Origin of the sequence: Bradyrhizobium sp. NP1 (assembly GCF_030378205.1) — a bacterium.
Lineage (GTDB): Bacteria > Pseudomonadota > Alphaproteobacteria > Rhizobiales > Xanthobacteraceae > Bradyrhizobium.
Window position 1 is genome coordinate 4778523 of sequence record NZ_CP127385.1, and the last position, 20946, is coordinate 4799468.

Consider the following 20946-nt stretch of genomic DNA (forward strand, 5'->3'; position numbering starts at 1 on the left):
CCCTGCATCTTGCGGAGAATGCCGACCGGAAGCGAAGTCGTTGTCGGGTTTCTCTTGCGGCAGATCCGACCCTGCGTCGCATTCCGGTCGATCATGACGGGACGTGCTTTGTCAGGACGCCGACTGGCAGTTACGTCAACTTATCGGTTTCGGATGTCGGATCGGCAAGCCGATCAACAGATTCTGCGGCTTCATATGAAGCATTTTGTCAGGTGTCATCGCCAGGATCAAGTAGACAGGCTCCGATCCGATCTTTTCGACAACCACCGTGGGATCGCTAAATTTCAACTGGTAGAGACCGACGATACTGGCCTCACTTCTCGGGTCAAGGGAGCCGGCATTCCATAAAGTATCGCCAATTTTCGTACCGACTGCATCTAGACCCAAATACCAGTCAAACTTGACGTCGCGCATTTCGGTCAGCGGCTGAATCTCGACGTCGACCGCAAGCATATGTTTGATCCAGCGCGTCATTACTTCACCCAGCTTTGCCAATCCGGGTTGTCCCGCGGTAAGGTCGAGAGCCATGTCAAACGCATCGCTACGCTCCCAGTAGGTATGCGCAGTATCCTCAACCATGACATCGATCTCCGCTTCCGTCGGGGAATCGAGCATGGCTACCAAGGGCGACTTCCGTGCGCTATCGGCGCCGGCGATGGTCTCGTCGTCGGCAGCGATCAACGAACCTCCATGCACGGTCAGCCGTTGCGGACGGAACAGCAGTTCAGCGGCTCGAAGCACAAATGGATCATCGCAACCGTCGAGCGCGTTGCGCAGGATCAAATGAACCAGCTGGTTTAGAAACAAAGGTGGCGTCTTGCCGACGTCGCGACGGATAAGGTCCAGATAAGCACCCTCCAGCGTTCTCTGCTGCAGAAGACGATCGCGAAAGGCTATTATGAGACCCCAGTTCTCCCGCGCGTCGGCGTCGAACAGCGCCGCAATTTCTCCGTCCCTGACGCGACGGCGTGGATCTGCGAGCAGTGAAGCATGTAGCACATGTTCGGCCGGACATGCCTCGGCCGGCGGAATCAGTTCCGTTCGGGCCAGATAGACCTTCAGAAACTCATCGGTCACAAGCAAGCCGCCACCGGCGTCTCTGTCCGTCAAGTGGTGACCGCAGGAAAGCCAAAAATCTCTCATTCACTCTCCCGCTACGAACGCTGCAAGGCATTATCTCGACAAGTGCGCCTTTGCCATTAGCATCTAGACTCGCGAGGGCAACGATCTTGGCTTGCTGCAGTGCACTGCGAACCCGTCATGGACCGCACCTAGTTCGCGGCGCCCTCGATCGCAATAACGTCGCAAGATATCGGAATGCGACAGCTAGCGGAACGGCCATACATTCCGGATAGGTGGCGCGTCAATACTGCCGATCTGGCGGCCTGACCGTCTCAATCCTTGATCGCGCGCTGCACAGCCCTTCGCAGCCAAGGTATCGTCTCCTGTTCAAACCAGGGCTGTCTTTGCATCCAAATTCCACTTCGCCAACTAGGATGTGGGAGCGGAAAGAACTTCGGGCCATATTCAGCAAATGCCTTTACCGTCTCCGTCATCGACCCCTTCCGACCTGATCCCAAATAGCGCTTTTGAGAGTATTGACCAACTAACAGCGTCAATTGAAGATTTGGCAGGTGATCAAGTACGCGTTCGTGCCAGAGAGGCGCGCACTCCGGACGAGGTGGCTTATCGCCGCCGCTCGCCGCTGCGCCGGGGTAACAAAAACCGATAGGAACGATCGCTATTTTTGTCTGGTCGTAAAACGTCGAACGGTCCAAATCCATCCAATCCCTCAGGCGATTGCCGCTTGCATCGTTCCACGGGACACCCGTCTGATGGACTTTGCTGCCTGGCGCCTGACTGATGATCAATAGACGCGCGCTCCCTGACACACGCAGAATTGGCCGGGGGCTGTGTGGAAGCTCGGTTTCACATATCCGACAAACACCAATTTCGAGCAGGAGGCGTGGCAAGGACATTCGACGAGTATTTCGGTTTTGCTATTTTGATATGGTGGACCAAACGAGCGCCGCAAGTCACAAATAGCCGACGACGGCATATTCGCCCGGTTCCGTTTGAACGCGAGATCGGCGCCTCGGCATCCTGGAAACACTACTGCTGATCGCGAAGGACACCACACCTGTCGGAGTAATGACCACTACCGAATCGCCTTCTGCTAACCGCCTAGCAATTGTGCGAACTGCAATCACGATCAGATCACGACGCTGCTAAGCGAGACTTCGTGTTGTTGCGACACTCTCCAAGCGAGCTCCGCTTACTTTCGCCAACATCGATAAAATTGCATTCAAGCGTCAACAAAATTCATTTGCCTAACGGCATCGCGGGATAGATCGTCGCGTAAGTCGCGAGGGAGACGGACGCCGGCCAATCGAAATTGGATCTTTACCTCTGCGTGGGTCTAAGGCGTGTTGCGGCGTCGTTATATCAGACCTGTCCAAGGAGCGTACGCTTCTAACGGATCGCACAGGGCACTCGCCATGATCATAGAATCCTCTAAACAAGTCTCACGCAACCATCTGTTCAAACGATTTCCAATACCGATAAACTTTGGGCTCACGAAAGAATCGAGGGTTGATCGCGGGAAGGCTTGGCCTGCTCCCGCCGGAGCAACACGCACCAAGTCGTTCGAAATCTACCGTTACGACTCAGATTCGGGACGCGGCCCGCATATTGATACCTTTGAGGTCGATCTCGACGATTGTGGGCCGATGGTTCTCGACGTGCTTATTTGGATCAAAAGCAAGGTCGACTCAACGCTCACATTTCGGCGCTCGTGTCGCGAGGGTGTCTGCGGATCCTGCGCTATGAACATGGATGGCACGAACTGGCTTGCCTGCACGAGGTTCATTTCAGAAATGGAAAGCCCGGCAAGGATTTACCCGCTCGCCAACATGAAAATCATCAAGGACTTGGTCCCCGACCAGACGCACGTCTTCGCCCAGTACGCCGCCATTGAGCCATGGCTACAGTCCAAGACACCGACGCCGGAACGCGAGCGGCGTCAATCAGTCGAGGAGCGCAGCCAAATCGACGGCTATTACGAGTGCATTCTTTGCTTCTGCTGCACCTCTGGCTGCCCAAGCCATTGGTGGAATGGTAACCGCTTCCTGGGACCTGCCGTTCTGCTCCAGGCCTGGCGCTGGCTAACCGACAGCCGAGATGAAGCGAAGGAAGAGCGCCTCAGCAAGCTCGAAGATCCCTTCCGACTCTATCGCTGCCATACGATCCTTAATTGCACGCGGACTTGCCCTAAAGGTTTGAATCCCGGCAAAGCCATAGCGCACATCAAAAAGGCAATGATCGAGCGTCAGCGCTGATTTTGTAGGAGGTAAGTCCCGATGGCATCCAGCTCGTCCTCCAAATCGCAAAAGCCACTCTCGCCAAATATCCAGCTCTACCGCCCTCAGTTGACATCCGTACTTTCGATCCTCAACCGAGTCACCGGCGTATTCTTGAGCATCGCCGCAATAGCACTCGTGATCTGGCTTCTGGCAGCAGCCGCGGGACCGCAAGCTTACGCCATCGTGCAAGCGGGGCTCGCCTCTTGGACAGGTCAAGTGATTCTGTTCGGATGCACGTTCGCGTTTTTTCTGCATTTCTTCGGTGGGATCCGACATCTCGTCTGGGACACCGTACACGGATTTGACCTTCGGACGATCTATATGTCGGGATGGGCCGTCGTGGCCGCCAGCATTGTGATGACGGCCGTTGCCTGGATTGCCAGCGCTCACATAGGAAAGTAACGCGATGGGACGTCACGACATGGGCACACCCCTAGCGCGCGCTATCGAACTTAGGTCTGCAAAAGACGGAGTCCACCACTGGTGGATGCAACGCGTCTCGGCGATTGCACTTGTCCCGCTCACGATGTGGTTCATCCCCGCGATCATCGCGCAGACTGGGGCCGATTATACAGCTTTCGTCGCCTGGATGCGGAATCCCATCACTGTTGTCCTGATGGACCTTTTGCTCATCGCGCTATTCTACCACGCCGCACTTGGTCTGCAGGTAGTCGTCGAGGACTACGTTCACTCCGATGTCAAATTCGCGGCCGCGATAACGGTACGGCTCGCCTGTTTCACGCTCGGCGCCGCGGGCATTCTCGCAACGCTTCGCATAGCCTTGGATTCCTAGAGGACTCGATTGCAATTCCTAACAAAGGTAGCTTCCCATTTCGCGCCCTCCGCGCTTGTCGACCGGCCGCCTGTGGAGCGAGGTCTCCGAGGGAGCTTCGTCATTCAATGGTAAGCGCGCCAGTGTGCGTTCAGCCGGCTGCCGCGAGCGAAGACAGAGGAAGAGATCAATGTTCGTCGACAGACTCCTACCTATTGCTCACCAAAAGCTCGTCACGATCATCGACAGTACGCAACTTATCGAGGCGGCGAAGCTCCTGCGCGATGCGGGCACCGACATTCTCGCCGTCTGCACCTCCAGCGGAGTGCTGGCGGGAGTGATCACGAAGACAGATGTCGTAGGTCAGATCAGTCGTTGCCAGGGTCAAAGCTGCGCTACTCAGGCGTCATCAGTTATGACTCGCGACGTTGTCGTCTGCAAACCCGGTGAATTGCTTAGTGACGCGTGGTCGATCATGAAGATACGAAAGTTGAAGAATATTCCGATTGTCGATGCTGAGTCACACCCGATCGGAATGCTAAACGCGCGCGACGCTCTCCAGCTCCTTTTAGAAGAAGCTCAGGATGAGGAATTGCTGCTTCGCGATTATGTGATGTGCGTCGGATATCACTAGTTCCGACCAGAACGACCGAAGCGCCGTTCGCACCTGAGGCTCGATTCGCGAATCTCGCTGGTGACGCTCGAAAGCGGTAGCTTTCCCCGACGGATAGCCGCGACGAGATCGCAATCGAGGCCGGGCGGCGGGCTCTCCGACGGTCTCGACACTCGGCTAACTCTCGACTCGACGCGCAAACATATGCTCGACACGGCACGTTAGCACTTCGTCCATCTTCGCCATCCGCCGATCGTTTCGACACGCTAATTGTCCATCCAACCGCAAAAATGCATTTAAGTGTCAAGATAATTCGTTTGTCTAACGTCCATACAGAACATACACGGCTGCAATGATCGCATGACACGCAGATAGGTCACCCGACTCCGCTGGAGCAAGAAATGACGACCGCGCATAAAAATACCAGAATACGAAAGCGCGCAGCAGGAATGGCAAGATTCTTCAGCCAGTCGAACCGCGAGCGCTATCGCAAGTTGGCAAGCGGCATGATCAGCCAAGCGGAGCAGCATCAGCTATTAGAGGACCTTGCAGAAGAAATGGACGCATTCAAGCGCGAGGTTCGCTGCTGTCTTTCATCTGCAGCCGAGAGGAGCATCGCTTCTGACTCTCGCGACCGGATATGACCTGGTCCGGAGCGGCGTCATGTCCCGCTTGAGGTCCGCAGGACGACCCCTGATTCCCGCACGGGATCGACAAATTCGACGATCATCCTGGTCGAGTGGCCCATGGTGATAAAGGTGCTCGTGTCGTCTCTCCAATCGACGAAAGCGCTTGACCAGTCCGCGCCACTATTGACCCTAAGCGCCCGATGGCGGAACCAAAAGCGCGCGCTTGCCGAAAGATGCTGCGATCTCAAGGAACCGATAGGGAGTGGAGCGGTTGGTCCTCATGCCCCTCAAGCAAATATGCATTCCATGCGAGAACTGGCTCCTTGCAGTTCTTTGGCGGCGCCGGATCGAATGACCGTGCCGAAGACCTTCAAGATTCATGATCGCGTGAGCTGGAATTCCGAGGCTGGACGTGTCAGCGGCACGATCATCCGCGTGCATACTCTTAAGTTCGAGCTCAACGGCTATACGCACCATGCGAGCCCGGACGATCCACAATACGAGATCAAGAGCCGCAAGACGGATCATATCGCCTTTCACAAGGGTTCCGCGCTCACCAAGCTTGGCAATTGACGCCCTCATGTTAGGCGCGCTCGATGATAGAGAATGATCGGTCGATGCGCACGAATTCAGAATCTTTCCCGGTCGAACCGCTCCGGGCAACACTTAGCGATGCCGACGATCGCATCCGCCTCAATCATTGGATGCCTCCACAAAACGGGATCGCGCCCCGGATCCGCATAGGACGGCGCTGGATCAATACGCTGTGGGGCTTGCCGATTGCCGCTGCGGCGCTGCTCTGCCTGGTCGCCTTGGCTCAAAGCCTGCGCGAAATTCCCGGCGTAGAAGCCTTTATCCGACAGCATCCCGGCATTGCACAGGCTGCGCCATCCGTCGATTCGGGGTTCCCGTGGTGGCTGCAGCTTCAGCACTTCCTGAACATGTTTTTCATGCTGTTTATCATACGGGCTGGCCTGCAAATCCTGGCTGACCATCCACGTCTCTACTGGGGTCGCGATTGCACGCCGGGGACCGACTGGTTCCGCTTCCAGGTTCCGGTGCCGGAGGGGCGCGTGTGGACCGCCAAAGACGATTCCGTCACTCTGCCGACATGGCTCGGCATTCCCGGCCTGCGCCATACCCTCGGCCTATCGCGCTGGTGGCATTTCTCGGTCAACTTGCTGTGGCTGATCAACGGCGTTGCCTTTTATGCGCTGCTGTTTTCAACCGATCAATGGCGCAGGCTGGTGCCGTTGACCTGGGAGGTCTTCCCTGCCGCGCTTTCAACGGCGATCCAGTATGCATCGCTGCAATTTCCGCTCGATCACAGCTGGACTCGCTACAATGGCCTCCAGCAGCTCAGTTATTTCATCACGGTGTTCGTCGCGGCGCCGGTCTCTATCGCCACCGGACTAATGCAGAGCCCCGCGATCTCCAACGCGCTGGGATGGTTTGGCAGGCTATTCGACCGGCAGGCGATGCGGTCGATTCATTTCATCTCGTTCGTCTGGTTCGTGGGCTTCATTCTGGCGCATGGCGTCATGGTGTTCGTCACCGGCATCAGACAGAACACCAACCACATGTTCGGCGGCGTGGACAACGCGTCATGGACGGGCTTTCCGCTGTTCGTGCTGGCGATGGTCATTCTGACGATCGCCTGGCTTCTGGCTTCGCCCCTCACTATCCGGCACGCCCGTCTGGTGCAGCGTGCCGGCGCGTTCATGATCGGTTGGATCATGGGATTAGCCGAAAGCTGGGACGCGCGCTCTCAGCTCACGAAGCAAGATATCTCCCCTTACTTCTGGCCAAACGGCACGATGCCCAACTCCAAGGAGTTTGATGATCTCGTCGCGGAGGAATTCGCCGGCTACAGGTTGCGAATCGGCGGCCTGGTCGAGGCGCCTCGGGAATTCTCTCTCGCCGACCTTAAGGCGATGCCGAAGCAGGAGCAGATCACGACACATTTCTGCATTCAGGGCTGGTCTGGCGTTGCCGAATGGGGCGGCGTTGCCATGCGTGATATCCTTGATCTGGTGAAGCCAATGTCCGAGGCTGGTTACGTCGTGTTTTATTCGTTGGCCGACGGTGCCGATGGCGGGCGCTACTATGACGTCCACAAGATCGAGAACATGCGCCACGCACTGACGATCCTCGCCTACGAGATGAACGGCGCGCCGGTCAGCGTGCTGCATGGCGCGCCGTTGCGACTGCGATGCGAGAACGAGCTGGGCTTCAAGATGGTCAAATGGATCGCGGCGATCGAATTCGTGCGCGACTTCGCCGATCTCGGCGCGGGCCAGGGCGGCTATAACGAGGACCATGAGTTCTACGGCTATCGCATGCCGATCTGATCGCCGTGGGGCCCCAGCCTGCTTCGTGACTACATGAGGAGCTACGCATGCCTCGAGAAAATTCCGATACCTCCAGCGACTGGAACCAGCGTCAACGCGCTCTGTCCAGGTGGGACAACGAAGGCGGCGCTGGCCCCGACGGGCCCGCCTCGGATTCAGAGTGCGAAACTGAGCGCACTGCAATCCCGGATCTCACCAATGCAGAACTCGTCACCCTGCGTATCCGCGTCATCGCGCTAGAGAACCTGATGATTTCCTTGCTTGCAACAGCTTCGGATGACCAACTCAGGTTGGCTCGTGAAATGGCGGGCTATATTTCCCCGCGGCCCGGCTTTACCCAGCATCCTCTGACGATTCATGCGGCCGCCCACATGGTCGCTCTCGTCGAGCGCGCCAACCATTTTCGAGATTCTGAATCTTGATTGCACCGCTATTCGCATCAGGCCCCAATGAGAGCGGACAGTCTATTTCGATCGCAATTGGCACTTAGCCGACACTGATGAATGTCCACTCCGCGTCAAAAGCTGCCGATGCGCATGTCCGGACCGAAGCCGAGCGTCCCTGGAAGAGACGGTCAGTTCAAAGCTCGCCCTCGCCTGCGCATGGTGACAGCACCACCCTTCCCGGCTCGCTAAGTGCCGAACATCCGCAAGCGCCTTGACCCGTGGCGGGTTGTCGGTCGCGTTCGGGTGGTACCACTTTCAATTACGGCATAGTGACTCCTTCAGCCACAAAGCTTTGCCGAGGCTATGCCTTTTTATCGCTTCGCGCTGCGAGGAGAGCCTTCCGGGATTTGAAACGCCCCTGTCCGCTGGCACGTGGACCGAAACGCGGTCCCAGGGATCTCGCCGCGCGAGCGAGCCCGCCCAGCTCTGAGAGCATTCGCGCTCGTGGACGGCGGCGATGTACTTGGCTGCCCGCCATTCGCAGGATGTCTTCGAAGATAGACACCCCCATCGCCCCGAGCGCTCCGTCCATACGAATTTCGCGGATGTCAGACAGCGAAACGGTCGGAGGGAGGCAGGAAACGGGGGGCGCTTGTAGCCGCGCTCGAAAAGCCGGCATCGAGTTCATTGCTGAAAATGGCGGCGGGACGGGCGTGAGGCTATCAGTCGTTTAACAGTCCCTAACTCGCGCATGTGCTTATCAGCCGGCTCCACGACCATTCCATAACCGTCATTATCCGAAGCCAATAGTTGGCGTAGAAAATCGCGGCCGAAAGTAGCGGGGAAGCGCTACCACCCGCTACGAGAGTTTTTCGTTCTTAAGTTCACGAGTGGATCTGCGTGAGTACGCGCTAAGAAGCGTGACGTTTTCCCGCGTCCGACACCGAGACCACTCGTCGTCCGTCGCTCGCCCTGCCCTCTGAAACTTTTATCGTGCACGTCGCCCGACCTCACGCCGCCCCCGGACCGGCTCCAGATGGCCTGCTCACCTTGGCCGACGTAAGATTTTTCTTGATCTCTCGCTGCACACGTCGTGCACACGACGTCTTCTAAAACCTTGAAAAGAAAGCTGTTTCGCTCCAATCCATCATGAGCAAGCTTGGGCAAGCTTCAGCTAAATTGCGGCAAGCCAGGGGTCTTTGAGGAAAGACACCGGCCCGGGACGACCCAAAAAGGGGAAGGAAACGCGCGAGCGACGGTCCGCCATCTCAAGGGAGCTCCCAAGGTAGCAAGCCACGGAGACGACCGCGAGGCTCTTAGTGGCTAATCATCCACGGGCGCGCAGTCGGAAAACCTTTCGCGCCGCCCCTCGTCTTCGTCATCAGCCGTGCCGGTTTCTTCCTGCCGGTCGAGCAGCAGCCACAGCCGGGACCGTGTGCGGCCTTATACTGATCGAGCGTCTTCGGCGCATGCCGGCTCTGCTCATTAGTGGCATGCGCCTTACGCCTGTCCAAGGGCATGCACAAGAACGCCGGCGCCGTCAGGATGACGCGCGGCGATTCAGACTCGCATTGCGGACAATCTTGCGGCAGGTCGCATTCGACCATCGGCCGCAACTCGGTGAACGGGCCGCAATCGTTGCAGAGATATTCGTAGACAGGCATTTTCAATCCTCGCGCAATCGTGTGTGATATTTGCTGGCGATGGATGCGGGGCGGCCAAATACGCAGCCGTCCCGCATCCTTCGCCGGTGTGGCGGTTCAGAAGCTCCCTACACACCCGCCACGAGACCTTCAGAGAACTTCTGAACCGATCACACTGGAATGAATCATTTCCAGCGTCCTTGCCAATCCGAGGTTCGCTAAGTGCCCGCTGCGAGTAGGTGCGAACCTCGGATTAAGGACGCTGGTGATCACTTGTCCGGCGAGATCGGCATCTGCACGTCGCCCTTGATGTGCTTGATCGGCCCCGCCGACGACGGCATCACGTCGAAGTCGAAAATCTCCGTCGGCAGCCACAGCGTGGCGCAGGCATTGGGCACGTCGACCACGCCGGAGATGTGGCCCTGGCAGGGTGCGGTGCCAAGGATCGAATAGGCCTGGGCGCCGGAGTAGCCGAACTTCTTGAGATATTCGATCGCGTTCAGACAGGCCTGGCGATAGGCGATGTGAACGTCGAGGTAGTGCTGCTTGCCGGCCTCGTCCACCGAGATGCCTTCGAAGATCAGATAGTCCCTGTAATTCGGCGTGATCGGCGACGGCTTGAATACCGGATTCTTGATGCCGTATTTGGCGACGCCGTCCTTGATGACGTCGACCTTCAGATGCAGCCAGCCGGCCATCTCGATCGCGCCGCAGAAGGTGATCTCGCCGTCGCCCTGGCTGAAGTGCAGGTCGCCCATCGAGAGGCCGCCGCCGGGCACATAGACCGGGAAGTAGATCTTCGAGCCGCGCGAGAGATCCTTGATGTCGCAATTGCCGCCATGCTCGCGCGGAGGCACGGTGCGCGCGCCTTCCAGCCCGATCTTCGCCTTGACGTCGCCCTTGGCCTGGCCGGCATGCGCAGTCGGCGCAAACGGCGGATTGGCGAGGCCCGGCACGCGGGTCGGGTTGGTCGCGATCAGCTCGGCTTCGCGTGCGTTCCATGCGGCAAGCATCTTCGGATCGGGCAGACAGCCGATCAGGCCGGGGTGGATCAGCCCGGCAAAATTGACGCCGGGCACATGGCGCGACGAGGTGTAGAGGCCCTTGATGTCCCAGATCGACTTCTGCGCCAACGGGAAGTGATCGGTCAGGAAGCCGCCGCCGTTCTGCTTGGAGAAGAAGCCGTTGAAGCCCCACAGGCTCTCCTTCAGCGGGCCGACGTCGAGCAGGTCCACCACGAGCAGGTCGCCCGGCTCGGCGCCCTTGACGCCGATCGGGCCGGACAGGAAATGCACGATCGAGAGATCGATGTCGCGGACGTCGTCAGCGGAATCGTTGTTCTTGATGAAGCCGCCGGTCCAGTCATAGGTCTCGATGATGAAATCATCGCCCGGATTGACCCACGCCACGATCGGAATATCGGGGTGCCAACGGTTATGGACCTTGTCGTTTTCATAGGCCGACTTGGTAAGATCGACCTTGATCAGTGTCTCTGGCATCGAGGTGCTCCCCTTGGGTTTACGCGTGGTGGTTAGACGGACAGGTATTTCGAGATCTGCGCGGCATCGACGTTGTCGCGCGGATCGTCGCGAACGATCTCGCCGTTCTCGATGACGAGCACGCGGTCGGCGATGTCGAGCGCAAAGCTCAACACCTGCTCGGAGACAACGATCGACAGGCCGCGCTCATCGCGGATACGCTTCAGGGTCCGCGCCATGTCCTTGATGATCGACGGCTGGATGCCCTCGGTCGGTTCGTCCAGCAGCAAAACCTTCGGCCTAGTCGCAAGCGCACGCGCGATCGCGAGCTGCTGTTGTTGTCCACCGGAAAGGTTGCCGCCACGGCGGCCCTTCATCTCCAGCAGCACCGGAAACAATTCGTAGATATCGGTGGGCACTTCCGAGCCGCCGGAGACGACGAGGCCGGTCTCGATATTCTCCTCCACCGTCATGGTGGAGAAGATCATGCGGCCCTGCGGCACATAGGCGAGACCCTTCGCGACCCGCTCGTAGCTCTTCATCGCACCGAGCTCGGTGCCGTCCATGGTCACCCTTCCAGTCCTGGCCGGCAGGATGCCCATCAGCGATTTCATTAGCGTGGTCTTGCCCATGCCGTTGCGGCCCATGATCGCGACGATTTCGTTCGGCGCGACGGAGACGTTGAGGCCGTGCAGCACTTCGCTCTGACCGTAGGCCACGTGAAGATCGGAGATTGCGAGCATCGTTTCAGTTCCTCAGTGGCCCAAATACACTTCGATGACCTTTGGATCGTTCTTCACGTGCTCCATCGTCCCTTCGGACAGGATTTGCCCCTGATGCAGCACAGTGACCTTGTGAGCGATGTCCTCGACGAACTTCATGTCGTGCTCGATCACGAGCACCGAGCGGTCCTTGATGATGCGGTTAAGCAGCTCCGCAGTCTTGGCACGTTCACTGACACTCATGCCGGCGACGGGCTCGTCGAGCATCAGGAGGTCCGGGCCCTGAATCAGCAGCATGCCGATCTCGAGCCACTGCTTCTGGCCGTGGCTAAGACGGTCGGCATAGATGTCGAGGCGGTCCTTCAGGAAGATCATCTCGGCAACCTCCTCGACGCGCTGCTTGACGGCATCGTCGCGCTGGAATGTGAGCGAGCCGAACACCGTGCGCCCGCGCGGAAAGGAAATTTCGAGGTTCTCGAACACGGTGAGGGCCTCGAACACCGACGGCGTCTGGAACTTGCGCCCCACGCCGGCCTGCACGATCTCGTTCTCGCGCAGCCTGGTCAGCTCCTGGCCGCGAAACTGAATCGAGCCCGATGTGGCGCGGGTCTTGCCGCATATCAGGTCGAGCACTGTGGTCTTGCCGGCGCCGTTCGGGCCGATGATGACGCGGATCTCGTTCTCCTCGACATAGAAGGAGAGATCGTTGACCGCCTTGAAGCCGTCAAAGGACACGGTGAGGCCAGAGACGGCGAGCAGGAAGTCCTTTGGCTGATGGCCGACGAGCATGATCGCCTCCCTACTCCGCCGGTGCACCGTCGGCGACATAGCCGGCCGCCGATTTCGGTTTGCGTGAAGCAAGCAGGCGATCGATGCGCTGCTGAACGTGATCGCCCCAGATGCCGGAGAGGCCGTTCGGGAAGGCCAGCACCACCGCGATGAACAGCGCGCCGAGGCCGAACAGCCAGAGCTGCGGGAAGGATTCCGAGAGACTTGTCTTGGCGAAGTTGACGAGCAGCGAGCCCCACACCGCGCCGAAGATCGACATCCGGCCACCGACCGCAGTGTAGATCACCATCTCGATCGAGGGCACGATGCCAACGAAGGACGGCGACATGAAGCCGACCTCGAGGGTGAACATCGCGCCGCCGATCGCGGCAAACACCGCGGCCCCACAGAAGGCGAATATCTTGAAGTTGGCGACGCTGTAGCCGGAGAAGCGCACTCGGTCCTCCTGTTCCCTCATCGCAACGAGGATGCGCCCGAGCTTTGTCAGACGGATGAACTGCGCGGCGAAGATGCAGCCGAACAACGCTACCACTTCCACGAAATAGAGGATGTACTTGGCGTGGTCGGTGCGGATATCCCATCCATGCAGCGTGCGCAGGTCCGTGATCCCGTTGATGCCGCCGGTGTAGCCCTGCTGGCCGACGATCAGGATCGTCATGATCGCCGCGATCGCTTGCGTGATGATCGCGAAGTAGACGCCGCCGACGCGGCGCTTGAACATCGCCGCACCGATGATGAACGAGAAGATCGCCGGCACCAGGACGATCGCGATCAGCGTAACCGGAAAGCTGTGAAACGGCTTCCAGAAAAACGGCAGCGCGGTCAGCTGGTTCCAGTCCATGAAATCGGGAATGCCCGGCGTCGACTGGATCTTGGTGTTCTGGACCGAGGACGCCTCGAGCTTGAGATACATCGCCATGCAGTAACCGCCGAGGCCGAAGAATACGCCCTGCCCGAGGCTCAAGATGCCGCCATAACCCCAGCACAACACAAGACCGATGCCGACGAAGGCGTAGGTCAGGTACTTGGCGACGAGGTTGAGGCGGAAGATATCCAGCGACAATGGCAGGATCACAAACAGGAGAGCTGCAAGCGCCAGGAAGCCGACAAGCTCGGTGCGATTGAAGAAGCGCGAGTTGATGATCATGATCAGCCTGCTTGTTGCTACTTGCGGACCTTGAGCGCGAAGAGCCCCTGCGGGCGCAGCATCAGGATCGCGACGATCGTGAGCAGCGTGATGACCTTGGCCATCGATCCCGACATGAAGAACTCCAGCGTCGACTGCGTCTGCGAGATCGAGAAGGCGGAGGCGATGGTACCGAACAGCGAGGCGGCGCCGCCGAACACGACGACCAGAAAGGTGTCGACGATGTAGAGCTGGCCGGCGGTCGGCCCGGTCGAGCCGATCATGGTGAAGGCGCTGCCGGCGATCCCCGCGATGCCGCAGCCGAGGCCGAAGGTGTAGCGGTCGACCTTCTCGGTGTTGATGCCGACGGCGCCCGCCATCACGCGGTTCTGCACCACAGCGCGCACCTGCTTGCCCCAGCGCGACCAGAACAGCACATAGGCGACCGCGATCGTGATCAGGATGGTCAGGCCCATCACGAACATGCCGTTGATCGGGATCTGGATCGAGTCGGTCGCCTGCCAGGAGCCCATCATCCAATCCGGCAGTTCGACACCGACCTCGCGCGCGCCGAAGATCGAACGATAGGACTGCTGCAGGATCAGGCTGAGGCCCCAGGTCGCGAGCAGCGTATCGAGCGGGCGCTTGTAAAGATGGCGTATAAGTCCCCACTCGACCAGCATTCCGAGCGAGCCCGAGGCGATGAACGCGAGGACCATCGCGATGAAGAAATAGCCGGGAAACAGCCAGGGCGCGACGTGCTGGACCGCGTTCGACGTCATCCAGGTGACGTAGGCGCCGAGGATCATGAACTCGCCGTGGGCCATGTTGATGACGCCCATCTGGCCGAAGATGATGGCGAGCCCGAGCGCCATCAGCACGTAGACGGAGAACAGGATGAGCCCGGCAAATCCCTGCATCGCCAAGATGGCGCCGAGATCACCGATCGAGTAGTCGCCGAACATTTCGTCGTCCTCCGTCATTCCAAGGCACGCGCCGCGACGCAGCGACGCTCGATCCGAGGCGTGGGCAATATCGTCCACGCCGCAATGCGTTCAGAGCGAGGTTGCACCCTCAACTCGCCGCCTCACTGGTAGCCCTTCGGGAACGGATCCGGTTCGACGAGATCGGCGGTCTCGTAGATCAACTCATACTGGCCGTCGGCCTTAGCGCGGCCGACACGGGTCTTCGACCACAGGTGATGGTTCTCGTGGATGCGGACATAGCCTTCCGGTGCACCCTTGAACTCGACGCCGGGCGAGGCACCTGCGACCTTGTCGATGTCGAAGGAGCCCGCCTTCTCCACCGTCAGCTTCCACAGCCACGGACCGAGATAGGCGGCCTGCGTGACGTCACCGATCACGGTCTTCTCGCCCCACATCTTCTTGAAGGCGGGCACAAAAGTCTTGTTGTTCGAATTGTCGAGCGACTGGAAGTACTTCATGCAGGCAAAGGCGCCCGCGATGTTCTCGCCGCCGATGCCGTCGATCTCGTCCTCGGTGACCGAGATGGTCAGGAGCGTTTGCTTCGAGAGGTCGATGCCGGCCGCCTTGAGCTGTTTGTAGAAGGCGACATTGGACCCGCCGACGATGATCGCGTAGATCACGTCCGGCTTGGTCAGCTTGATCTTGTTGATCACCGAGTTGAATTGGGTGCTCCCGAGCGGGAAATATTCCTCGCCGACGACCTTGGCGCCCTGCAGGTGGCCCTCGATATGCTTGCGCGCGATCTTGTTCGAGGTGCGCGGCCAGATGTAGTCGGAGCCGAGCAGGTAGAAGGTCTTGGCGCCCTTGGTCTTGTTGACCCAGTCGAGGCCGGCGATGATCTGCTGCGTCGCCTCCTGGCCGGTGTAGATGACGTTCTTGGATTGCTCGAGACCTTCGTAGAAGGTCGGGTAGTAGAGCATGCCATTGTACTGCTCGAACACCGGCAGCACGGCTTTGCGCGATGCCGAGGTCCAGCAGCCCATCACCGCCGCGCATTTGTCGTTGACGAGCAGCTTCTTCGCCTTCTCCGCGAAAGTCGGCCAGTCGCTCGCCCCGTCCTCCTGGATGAACTTGATCTTGCGGCCGAGCACGCCGCCGGCGGCGTTGATCTGCTCGATCGCGAGCTTCTCGGCCTCCACCGACCCGGTCTCGGAGATCGCCATGGTGCCGGTGACGGAGTGCAGGATGCCGACCGTCACCTCACTATCAGTGACTGCAAGACCCGTCGTATTGACCACAGAGGTTGCGGGGATGTCCGCGAACGAGGGACGGGGCAACATCGAAACGGCCGGCAGCGCGGCCATTCCCATCAAGAGCTTGCGGCGGAGCGGAGACTTCAGGCCTGGTCTGGTTTCGTCTGACATAAGCACCCCATTGGTTCGACAACGCTTATTTGTGGGGCCGAGGGTTGCTCATTTTTGTGCAGCGCACTGATACGTGGGATTGCGTATACTGCACCGCAAAATAGCGACGTAGGTTCTGGTACGGGATTTGCCAGCAACAAGACCGGGACATTCCGGATCAGGAGCCGAGCAAAGTGGCAGGGCGGCAGCGGATCGACCGCGTCAGGCGCCAGTATAACCAGTGGGTTGCGAACCAGACGCTGGAAGACTATGCGCTGCGCTTCACAGCCAAGAGTGCGCGGCGCTGGTCGGCCGCGCGGGTCGCCAACACGGCGCTCGGGGCTATCTCCTTCCTCGCGCTGGAAGCGATCGGCGGCACCATCACGTTGAATTACGGTACGATGAACGCGTCCGCCGCGATCCTCGTCGTCAGCGTGATTATCTTCCTGTGCGGGCTGCCGATCGCCTATCACGCCGCCAAATGCGGCATCGATATCGACCTCCTGACCCGCGGCGCCGGCTTCGGCTATATCGGCTCCACCATCACCTCGCTGATCTACGCCTCCTTCACCTTCATCTTCTTCGCGATCGAGGCCGTGATCCTGGCCAGCGCGCTCGACATGTGTTTCGGCATTCCCCGTCCGGTCGGCTATTTGATCAGCGCGGTCGTGATCATCCCGCTCGTGATCTACGGTATCACGCTGATCAGCCGCTTCCAGCTCTGGACCCAACCGCTATGGGTCATCCTCCACATCATGCCGTTCGCGGCGATCGCCTGGGCCAACCCGCATTCGTTCGCCGAATGGCGCACATTTGCCGGCGAGCACGGCGACTCAGGCGGCCATCTCGACCTCCTGCTGTTCGGTACCGCGGCGTCGGTCGTGTTCGCGCTGGTGGCGCAGATCGGAGAGCAGGTCGACTTCTTGCGCTTCCTGCCGCGCGACCGCCGCACCTCCCGAAAAGCCTGGTGGATCGCATTGCTCAGCGCCGGCCCCGGCTGGATCGTCCTCGGCGCGCTGAAGCTGCTCGCGGGCTCTTTCCTCGCCTTCTTCGCGCTGAGCCACGGCGTACCGGCGGAGCACGCCGCCGAGCCCGCCAACATGTATCTCGAGGCATTCCGCTACGTGTTGTCGCAGCCGGATTTGGCGATGGCGCTGACCGGGACGTTCGTCATCCTGTCGCAGGTAAAAATCAACGTCACCAACGCCTATGCCGGCTCGATCGCCTGGTCGAACTTCTTCTCCCGCCTCACCCACTCCCATCCCGGCCGCGTGGTGTGGCTGGTGTTCAACGTCGTGGTCGCGCTGCTGTTGATGGAGATCGGTGTCTACAAGGCGCTTGAGCAGACGCTGGCGCTCTATTCAAACGTCGCGATCGCCTGGGTCGGCGCGCTCGTCGCCGACCTCGTCATCAACAAACCGCTCGGCCTGCGCCCGCAGCACATCGAGTTCAAGCGTGCCCATCTCTGCGACATCAACCCGGTCGGGGTCGGCGCGATGACGATCGCCACTATTGTCTCGATCAGCGCGTTCTACGGCCTGTTCGGACCGACCGCGAAGGCGCTGTCGGCCTTCGTCGCACTCGCGGTCGCCTTCATCGCCGCACCGCTGATTGCCTGGGCCACCGACGGCAAGTATTACATCGCGCGCAAGCCGAAGCGGAGCTGGCAGAATATTGAGTCGATCCAGTGCTGTATCTGCGAGCATTCGTTCGAGCCGGAGGACATGGCCGCCTGCCCGGCCTATGCCGGCCCGATCTGCTCGCTGTGCTGCTCACTCGACGCGCGCTGTCACGACCTCTGCAAACCGCATGCGCGGATCGGTGCGCAAGTGTCGGAAACGCTCGGAAAACTGATGCCGCAGCCGATCTACGCCCGCATCAACTCGCAGCTCGGGCATTACCTTGGCGTGTTCGCGGTTTCCGCCGGCCTCGTCGGGCTCGTGCTCGGGCTGATCTATTTGCAGACGTCGGCGACCGTGCACGCCGACGGACTGCTCGCCGACGTCCTTTGGAGGGTGTTCTTCGCGCTGATCCTGATCATCGGGGTGGTGGCCTGGCTTTTCGTGCTGGCGCAGCAGAGCCGGCGCGCGGCCGAGGCGGAAACCCGGCGGCAGACCGCGCTCCTGATCCAGGAAATCGACGCCCACAAGCGCACCGACGCCGAGCTGCAGCGCGCCAAGGAGGTTGCCGAGTCCGCCAACCTCGCCAAGAGCCGTTACGTCGTCGGCCTGAGCCACGAGCTGCGCTCACCGCTGAACGCAATCTCGGGCTATGCGCAATTGCTCGAACAGGACACCACGCTGCAGGCCCGGCCGCGCGACCAGGTGCGTGTGGTCCGCCGCAGCGCCGACCATCTGTCGGGATTGATCGACGGCATTCTCGATATCTCCAAGATCGAGGCAGGCCGCCTCTATCTCTCGCGCGACGAGGTGCGCTTGAGCGATTTCCTCGACCAGTTGGTCGGCATGTTCCGCCTGCAGGCCGCCGCCAAGGGCATCGACTTCGTGTTCAAGCGGCCGGCGCTGCTGCCCGTCGTGGTCTATGCCGACGAGAAGCGGCTACGCCAGATCCTGATCAACCTCCTCTCGAACGCGATCAAGTTCACGCAAGCCGGACACGTGCAATTCATCGTTCATTACCGCAGCCCGGTCGCCGAGTTCGAGGTGACCGACACCGGGCCGGGTATCCAGCCGGACGATCTCGAACGCATCTTCGCGCCGTTCGAGCGCGGTGCGCTCGGCGTCTCGCAGCCGCAGACCGGCACCGGCCTCGGCCTCACCATCAGCCGCCTGCTCGCGGGCGTGATGGGCGGCGACATCAAGGTGACCTCGACCGTCGGCACCGGCAGCACGTTCCGCGTCAAGCTATTGCTGTCGGAAGTCACCAATCCGCGCCGCGACGCGCCGGTCGACGCTCCCGTCTACGGCTATCATGGCACGCGCAGGACCATCCTGATCACCGACGACGATCCGACCCATCGCGACCTCTTGCGCGAGGTGCTGGCGCCGCTCGGCTTCATTCTGCTCAGCGCGCCCGACGGACCGGGATGCCTCGCGCTGGCGCAGCATTGCCGGCCTGACCTGTTCCTGCTCGACATCTCCATGGCCGGCATGGACGGCTGGACTGTCGCCGAAGCCTTGCGCGCTGCCGGCCACCACCAGGCGCGCATCCTGATGATCTCGGCGAGCGCGCTGGAAGCCCATGGCGCGCCGCTGGCGCAGCCGTTTCACGACGGCTACCTGATGAAGCCGATCGACATCCCGCGGCTGCTCGAAACCATCCGCCAATTGCTCAAGATCGAATGGCAGTATGAGGCCGCCGAGCCGGCCGCACCCCCGCCATGGAAGCCGGACAGCGGTACCCGCCCGCCGGTGAAATATCTCGAGGAGCTGATCGACCTAGGGCAGCTCGGCTATATCAGGGCGATCCAGCTCAAGCTTGACGAGATCGGCAACGAACACCCTGAACATGCCAATTTCGTTACGCAGATGCGCACGCTGATCGACCAGTTCGATCTCGACCAATACATGGCGACGTTGAAGACCTTGCGCAGCTATGACCATCGACAAGAAAAAGCGTGACGTCGCGCTCGTCGTCGACGACTCCCCCGAGACGCTCCGCCTGCTCACCGATGCGCTCGACGGCGCCGGTATGACCGTGATGGTGGCGCTCGACGGCGCCTCCGCTATGCGGATCATCGACCAGATCACGCCCGACATCGTGCTGCTCGACGCCGTGATGCCAGGCATGGACGGGTTCGAGACCTGCCGGCGGCTGAAGCGCGACGCCGGGCTCGACGGCGTGCCGATCATCTTCATGACAGGCCTGGCCGAGACCGAGCACATCGTGCGCGGGCTGGAAGCCGGCGGCGTCGACTACGTGACAAAACCGATCGTGGTCGAGGAGATGCTGGCGCGCATCCGCGTCCATCTCGCCAACGCCCGCATGACCCAGAGCGCGCGCGCGGCGCTTGACGTCTCCGGCCGCTATCTGCTGGCGCTGAACAGCGCGGGCAAGCTGCTATGGGCGACGCCGCAGGCGCAGAGACTCCTGTCCGATACGCTCGCCGACACCGGGGACTTCGCGCTGCCCGACCCGATACCGCAATGGCTCGACCAGGCGCAGAAGGGCAAATCCGGGGCGAAGACCGCGACCACGGCATCCCTCCCCGGCAACGAGCAGCTCCGTCTGCAGTACATGGGCAAGCTCGGTCCCGACGAGTTCCTGCTGCGGCTCGCCAAGGACACCAGCGGCGACATGCCCGCGGAATTCTCCAGCGAGCTCGGGCTGACCACCCGCGAGGGCGAGGTGTTATCCTGGCTCTCGAAGGGCAAGACCAACCGCGACATCGCGCAGATCCTGGGCCTGAGCCCGCGCACCGTCGACAAGCATCTGGAGCAGATCTATTCGAAGCTCGGGGTCGACAATAGGACCGCCGCCGCAGCGATCGCCGTCAGCGCGAGACATCGCAAAACCTGACGCGCCATTCGTTAAGTCGGCCGGCAAAGCCAGCAATCGCTAGATTTTCCTTGATCTCTCGGTGCACACATCGTGCACACGCCCCCTTCTAACCCGCTGAACGAAATGCACTTTCATTCCAATCCATCATGGGCCAATTTGAGCTGGCTCCAGCCAAAGAACGGACGTTCGAGCAAACTCCAGGAAACGCCAGCAGGTTCGCCTTGTGCCAACCCGGATATCCGGATGGTTGAATGACTAGGCCGTTCTGGAGCTACGAAGCAAGGC

19 protein-coding genes are annotated in these 20946 nt (G+C 60.3%); 10 read left to right on the top strand and 9 right to left on the bottom strand.

Annotated features, from left to right (window positions below; translation table 11 throughout):
* Positions 1-135 precede the first annotated feature (135 nt).
* Positions 136-1143: a DUF6352 family protein gene (locus QOU61_RS23155; protein WP_289653512.1), complete on the bottom strand. Its 1008-nt coding sequence runs from the start codon at positions 1141-1143 to the stop codon at positions 136-138.
* Between the two features lie 251 nt (positions 1144-1394).
* Positions 1395-1979, bottom strand: coding sequence for a uracil-DNA glycosylase family protein (locus tag QOU61_RS23160; RefSeq protein ID WP_502876809.1), 585 nt, complete (start codon positions 1977-1979; stop codon positions 1395-1397).
* Between the two features lie 519 nt (positions 1980-2498).
* Between QOU61_RS23160 and QOU61_RS23165 the strand changes: the two genes are divergently transcribed.
* From QOU61_RS23165 to QOU61_RS23200, 8 genes are all read left to right on the top strand, one after another.
* A complete protein-coding gene (locus QOU61_RS23165; protein ID WP_289653515.1) occupies positions 2499-3338 on the top strand; it encodes a succinate dehydrogenase iron-sulfur subunit in 840 nt (279 codons plus the stop codon).
* A 21-nt stretch (positions 3339-3359) separates the two neighbouring features.
* Positions 3360-3764: a succinate dehydrogenase, cytochrome b556 subunit gene (sdhC, locus tag QOU61_RS23170; protein ID WP_289653516.1), complete on the top strand. Its 405-nt coding sequence runs from the start codon at positions 3360-3362 to the stop codon at positions 3762-3764.
* A gap of 4 nt (positions 3765-3768) precedes the next feature.
* A complete protein-coding gene (sdhD, locus tag QOU61_RS23175; protein ID WP_289653517.1) occupies positions 3769-4155 on the top strand; it encodes a succinate dehydrogenase, hydrophobic membrane anchor protein in 387 nt (128 codons plus the stop codon).
* 169 nt (positions 4156-4324) lie between these two features.
* The gene (locus tag QOU61_RS23180) at positions 4325-4768 is read left to right on the top strand and encodes a CBS domain-containing protein (RefSeq protein ID WP_289653518.1); all 444 of its coding nucleotides are present in this window, start codon (positions 4325-4327) and stop codon (positions 4766-4768) included.
* A gap of 380 nt (positions 4769-5148) precedes the next feature.
* On the top strand, positions 5149-5391 hold the full coding sequence (locus tag QOU61_RS23185) for a hypothetical protein (RefSeq protein WP_289653519.1): 243 nt from the start codon (positions 5149-5151) through the stop codon (positions 5389-5391).
* Positions 5392-5727: 336 nt separating this feature from the next.
* A complete protein-coding gene (locus QOU61_RS23190; protein ID WP_502876810.1) occupies positions 5728-5949 on the top strand; it encodes a hypervirulence associated TUDOR domain-containing protein in 222 nt (73 codons plus the stop codon).
* A gap of 23 nt (positions 5950-5972) precedes the next feature.
* Positions 5973-7727: a molybdopterin-dependent oxidoreductase gene (locus tag QOU61_RS23195; protein ID WP_289653520.1), complete on the top strand. Its 1755-nt coding sequence runs from the start codon at positions 5973-5975 to the stop codon at positions 7725-7727.
* A 47-nt stretch (positions 7728-7774) separates the two neighbouring features.
* The gene (locus tag QOU61_RS23200) at positions 7775-8149 is read left to right on the top strand and encodes a hypothetical protein (protein WP_289653521.1); all 375 of its coding nucleotides are present in this window, start codon (positions 7775-7777) and stop codon (positions 8147-8149) included.
* A 1280-nt stretch (positions 8150-9429) separates the two neighbouring features.
* On the opposite strand, the gene QOU61_RS23205 is transcribed toward QOU61_RS23200, so the two are convergent.
* From QOU61_RS23205 to urtA, 7 genes are all read right to left on the bottom strand, one after another.
* Positions 9430-9777, bottom strand: coding sequence for an FmdB family zinc ribbon protein (locus QOU61_RS23205; RefSeq protein WP_289653522.1), 348 nt, complete (start codon positions 9775-9777; stop codon positions 9430-9432).
* 248 nt (positions 9778-10025) lie between these two features.
* Complete coding sequence (fmdA, locus tag QOU61_RS23210; protein ID WP_289653523.1) at positions 10026-11255, bottom strand: formamidase; 1230 nt, start codon at positions 11253-11255, stop codon at positions 10026-10028.
* Positions 11256-11287: 32 nt separating this feature from the next.
* On the bottom strand, positions 11288-11977 hold the full coding sequence (gene urtE / locus QOU61_RS23215; protein WP_289653524.1) for an urea ABC transporter ATP-binding subunit UrtE: 690 nt from the start codon (positions 11975-11977) through the stop codon (positions 11288-11290).
* Between the two features lie 12 nt (positions 11978-11989).
* Positions 11990-12745, bottom strand: a complete 756-nt coding sequence (gene urtD, locus QOU61_RS23220) for an urea ABC transporter ATP-binding protein UrtD (protein WP_289653525.1) — start codon at positions 12743-12745, stop codon at positions 11990-11992.
* A gap of 10 nt (positions 12746-12755) precedes the next feature.
* Positions 12756-13892, bottom strand: coding sequence for an urea ABC transporter permease subunit UrtC (gene urtC / locus QOU61_RS23225; RefSeq protein WP_289653526.1), 1137 nt, complete (start codon positions 13890-13892; stop codon positions 12756-12758).
* A gap of 17 nt (positions 13893-13909) precedes the next feature.
* Positions 13910-14836, bottom strand: coding sequence for an urea ABC transporter permease subunit UrtB (urtB, locus tag QOU61_RS23230; RefSeq protein WP_289661701.1), 927 nt, complete (start codon positions 14834-14836; stop codon positions 13910-13912).
* Positions 14837-14958: 122 nt separating this feature from the next.
* Positions 14959-16221 (bottom strand): urea ABC transporter substrate-binding protein, encoded by a 1263-nt coding sequence (gene urtA, locus QOU61_RS23235; protein WP_289653527.1) that lies wholly within the window; start codon positions 16219-16221, stop codon positions 14959-14961.
* Positions 16222-16394: 173 nt separating this feature from the next.
* On the opposite strand from urtA, the gene QOU61_RS23240 reads away from it, so the two are divergent.
* Positions 16395-19781 (top strand): hybrid sensor histidine kinase/response regulator, encoded by a 3387-nt coding sequence (locus QOU61_RS23240; RefSeq protein WP_289653528.1) that lies wholly within the window; start codon positions 16395-16397, stop codon positions 19779-19781.
* Positions 19756-20679, top strand: a complete 924-nt coding sequence (locus QOU61_RS23245; protein ID WP_289653529.1) for a response regulator — start codon at positions 19756-19758, stop codon at positions 20677-20679. Before QOU61_RS23240 ends, QOU61_RS23245 begins: the two co-directional genes overlap by 26 nt.
* Positions 20680-20946 lie beyond the last annotated feature (267 nt).

Excerpts from the sequence above, each read along its gene's own strand:
- QOU61_RS23155 (WP_289653512.1), bottom strand. The coding sequence starts at position 1,143 with ATGAGAGATTTTTGGCTTTCCTGCGGTCACCACTTGACGGACAGAGAC.
- QOU61_RS23160 (WP_502876809.1), bottom strand. The coding sequence starts at position 1,979 with ATGTCCTTGCCACGCCTCCTGCTCGAAATTGGTGTTTGTCGGATATGT.
- QOU61_RS23165 (WP_289653515.1), top strand. The coding sequence starts at position 2,499 with ATGATCATAGAATCCTCTAAACAAGTCTCACGCAACCATCTGTTCAAA.
- sdhC (WP_289653516.1), top strand. The coding sequence starts at position 3,360 with ATGGCATCCAGCTCGTCCTCCAAATCGCAAAAGCCACTCTCGCCAAAT.
- sdhD (WP_289653517.1), top strand. The coding sequence starts at position 3,769 with ATGGGACGTCACGACATGGGCACACCCCTAGCGCGCGCTATCGAACTT.
- QOU61_RS23180 (WP_289653518.1), top strand. The coding sequence starts at position 4,325 with ATGTTCGTCGACAGACTCCTACCTATTGCTCACCAAAAGCTCGTCACG.
- QOU61_RS23185 (WP_289653519.1), top strand. The coding sequence starts at position 5,149 with ATGACGACCGCGCATAAAAATACCAGAATACGAAAGCGCGCAGCAGGA.
- QOU61_RS23190 (WP_502876810.1), top strand. The coding sequence starts at position 5,728 with ATGACCGTGCCGAAGACCTTCAAGATTCATGATCGCGTGAGCTGGAAT.
- QOU61_RS23195 (WP_289653520.1), top strand. The coding sequence starts at position 5,973 with ATGATAGAGAATGATCGGTCGATGCGCACGAATTCAGAATCTTTCCCG.
- QOU61_RS23200 (WP_289653521.1), top strand. The coding sequence starts at position 7,775 with ATGCCTCGAGAAAATTCCGATACCTCCAGCGACTGGAACCAGCGTCAA.
- QOU61_RS23205 (WP_289653522.1), bottom strand. The coding sequence starts at position 9,777 with ATGCCTGTCTACGAATATCTCTGCAACGATTGCGGCCCGTTCACCGAG.
- fmdA (WP_289653523.1), bottom strand. The coding sequence starts at position 11,255 with ATGCCAGAGACACTGATCAAGGTCGATCTTACCAAGTCGGCCTATGAA.
- urtE (WP_289653524.1), bottom strand. The coding sequence starts at position 11,977 with ATGCTCGCAATCTCCGATCTTCACGTGGCCTACGGTCAGAGCGAAGTG.
- urtD (WP_289653525.1), bottom strand. The coding sequence starts at position 12,745 with ATGCTCGTCGGCCATCAGCCAAAGGACTTCCTGCTCGCCGTCTCTGGC.
- urtC (WP_289653526.1), bottom strand. The coding sequence starts at position 13,892 with ATGATCATCAACTCGCGCTTCTTCAATCGCACCGAGCTTGTCGGCTTC.
- urtB (WP_289661701.1), bottom strand. The coding sequence starts at position 14,836 with ATGTTCGGCGACTACTCGATCGGTGATCTCGGCGCCATCTTGGCGATG.
- urtA (WP_289653527.1), bottom strand. The coding sequence starts at position 16,221 with ATGTCAGACGAAACCAGACCAGGCCTGAAGTCTCCGCTCCGCCGCAAG.
- QOU61_RS23245 (WP_289653529.1), top strand. The coding sequence starts at position 19,756 with ATGACCATCGACAAGAAAAAGCGTGACGTCGCGCTCGTCGTCGACGAC.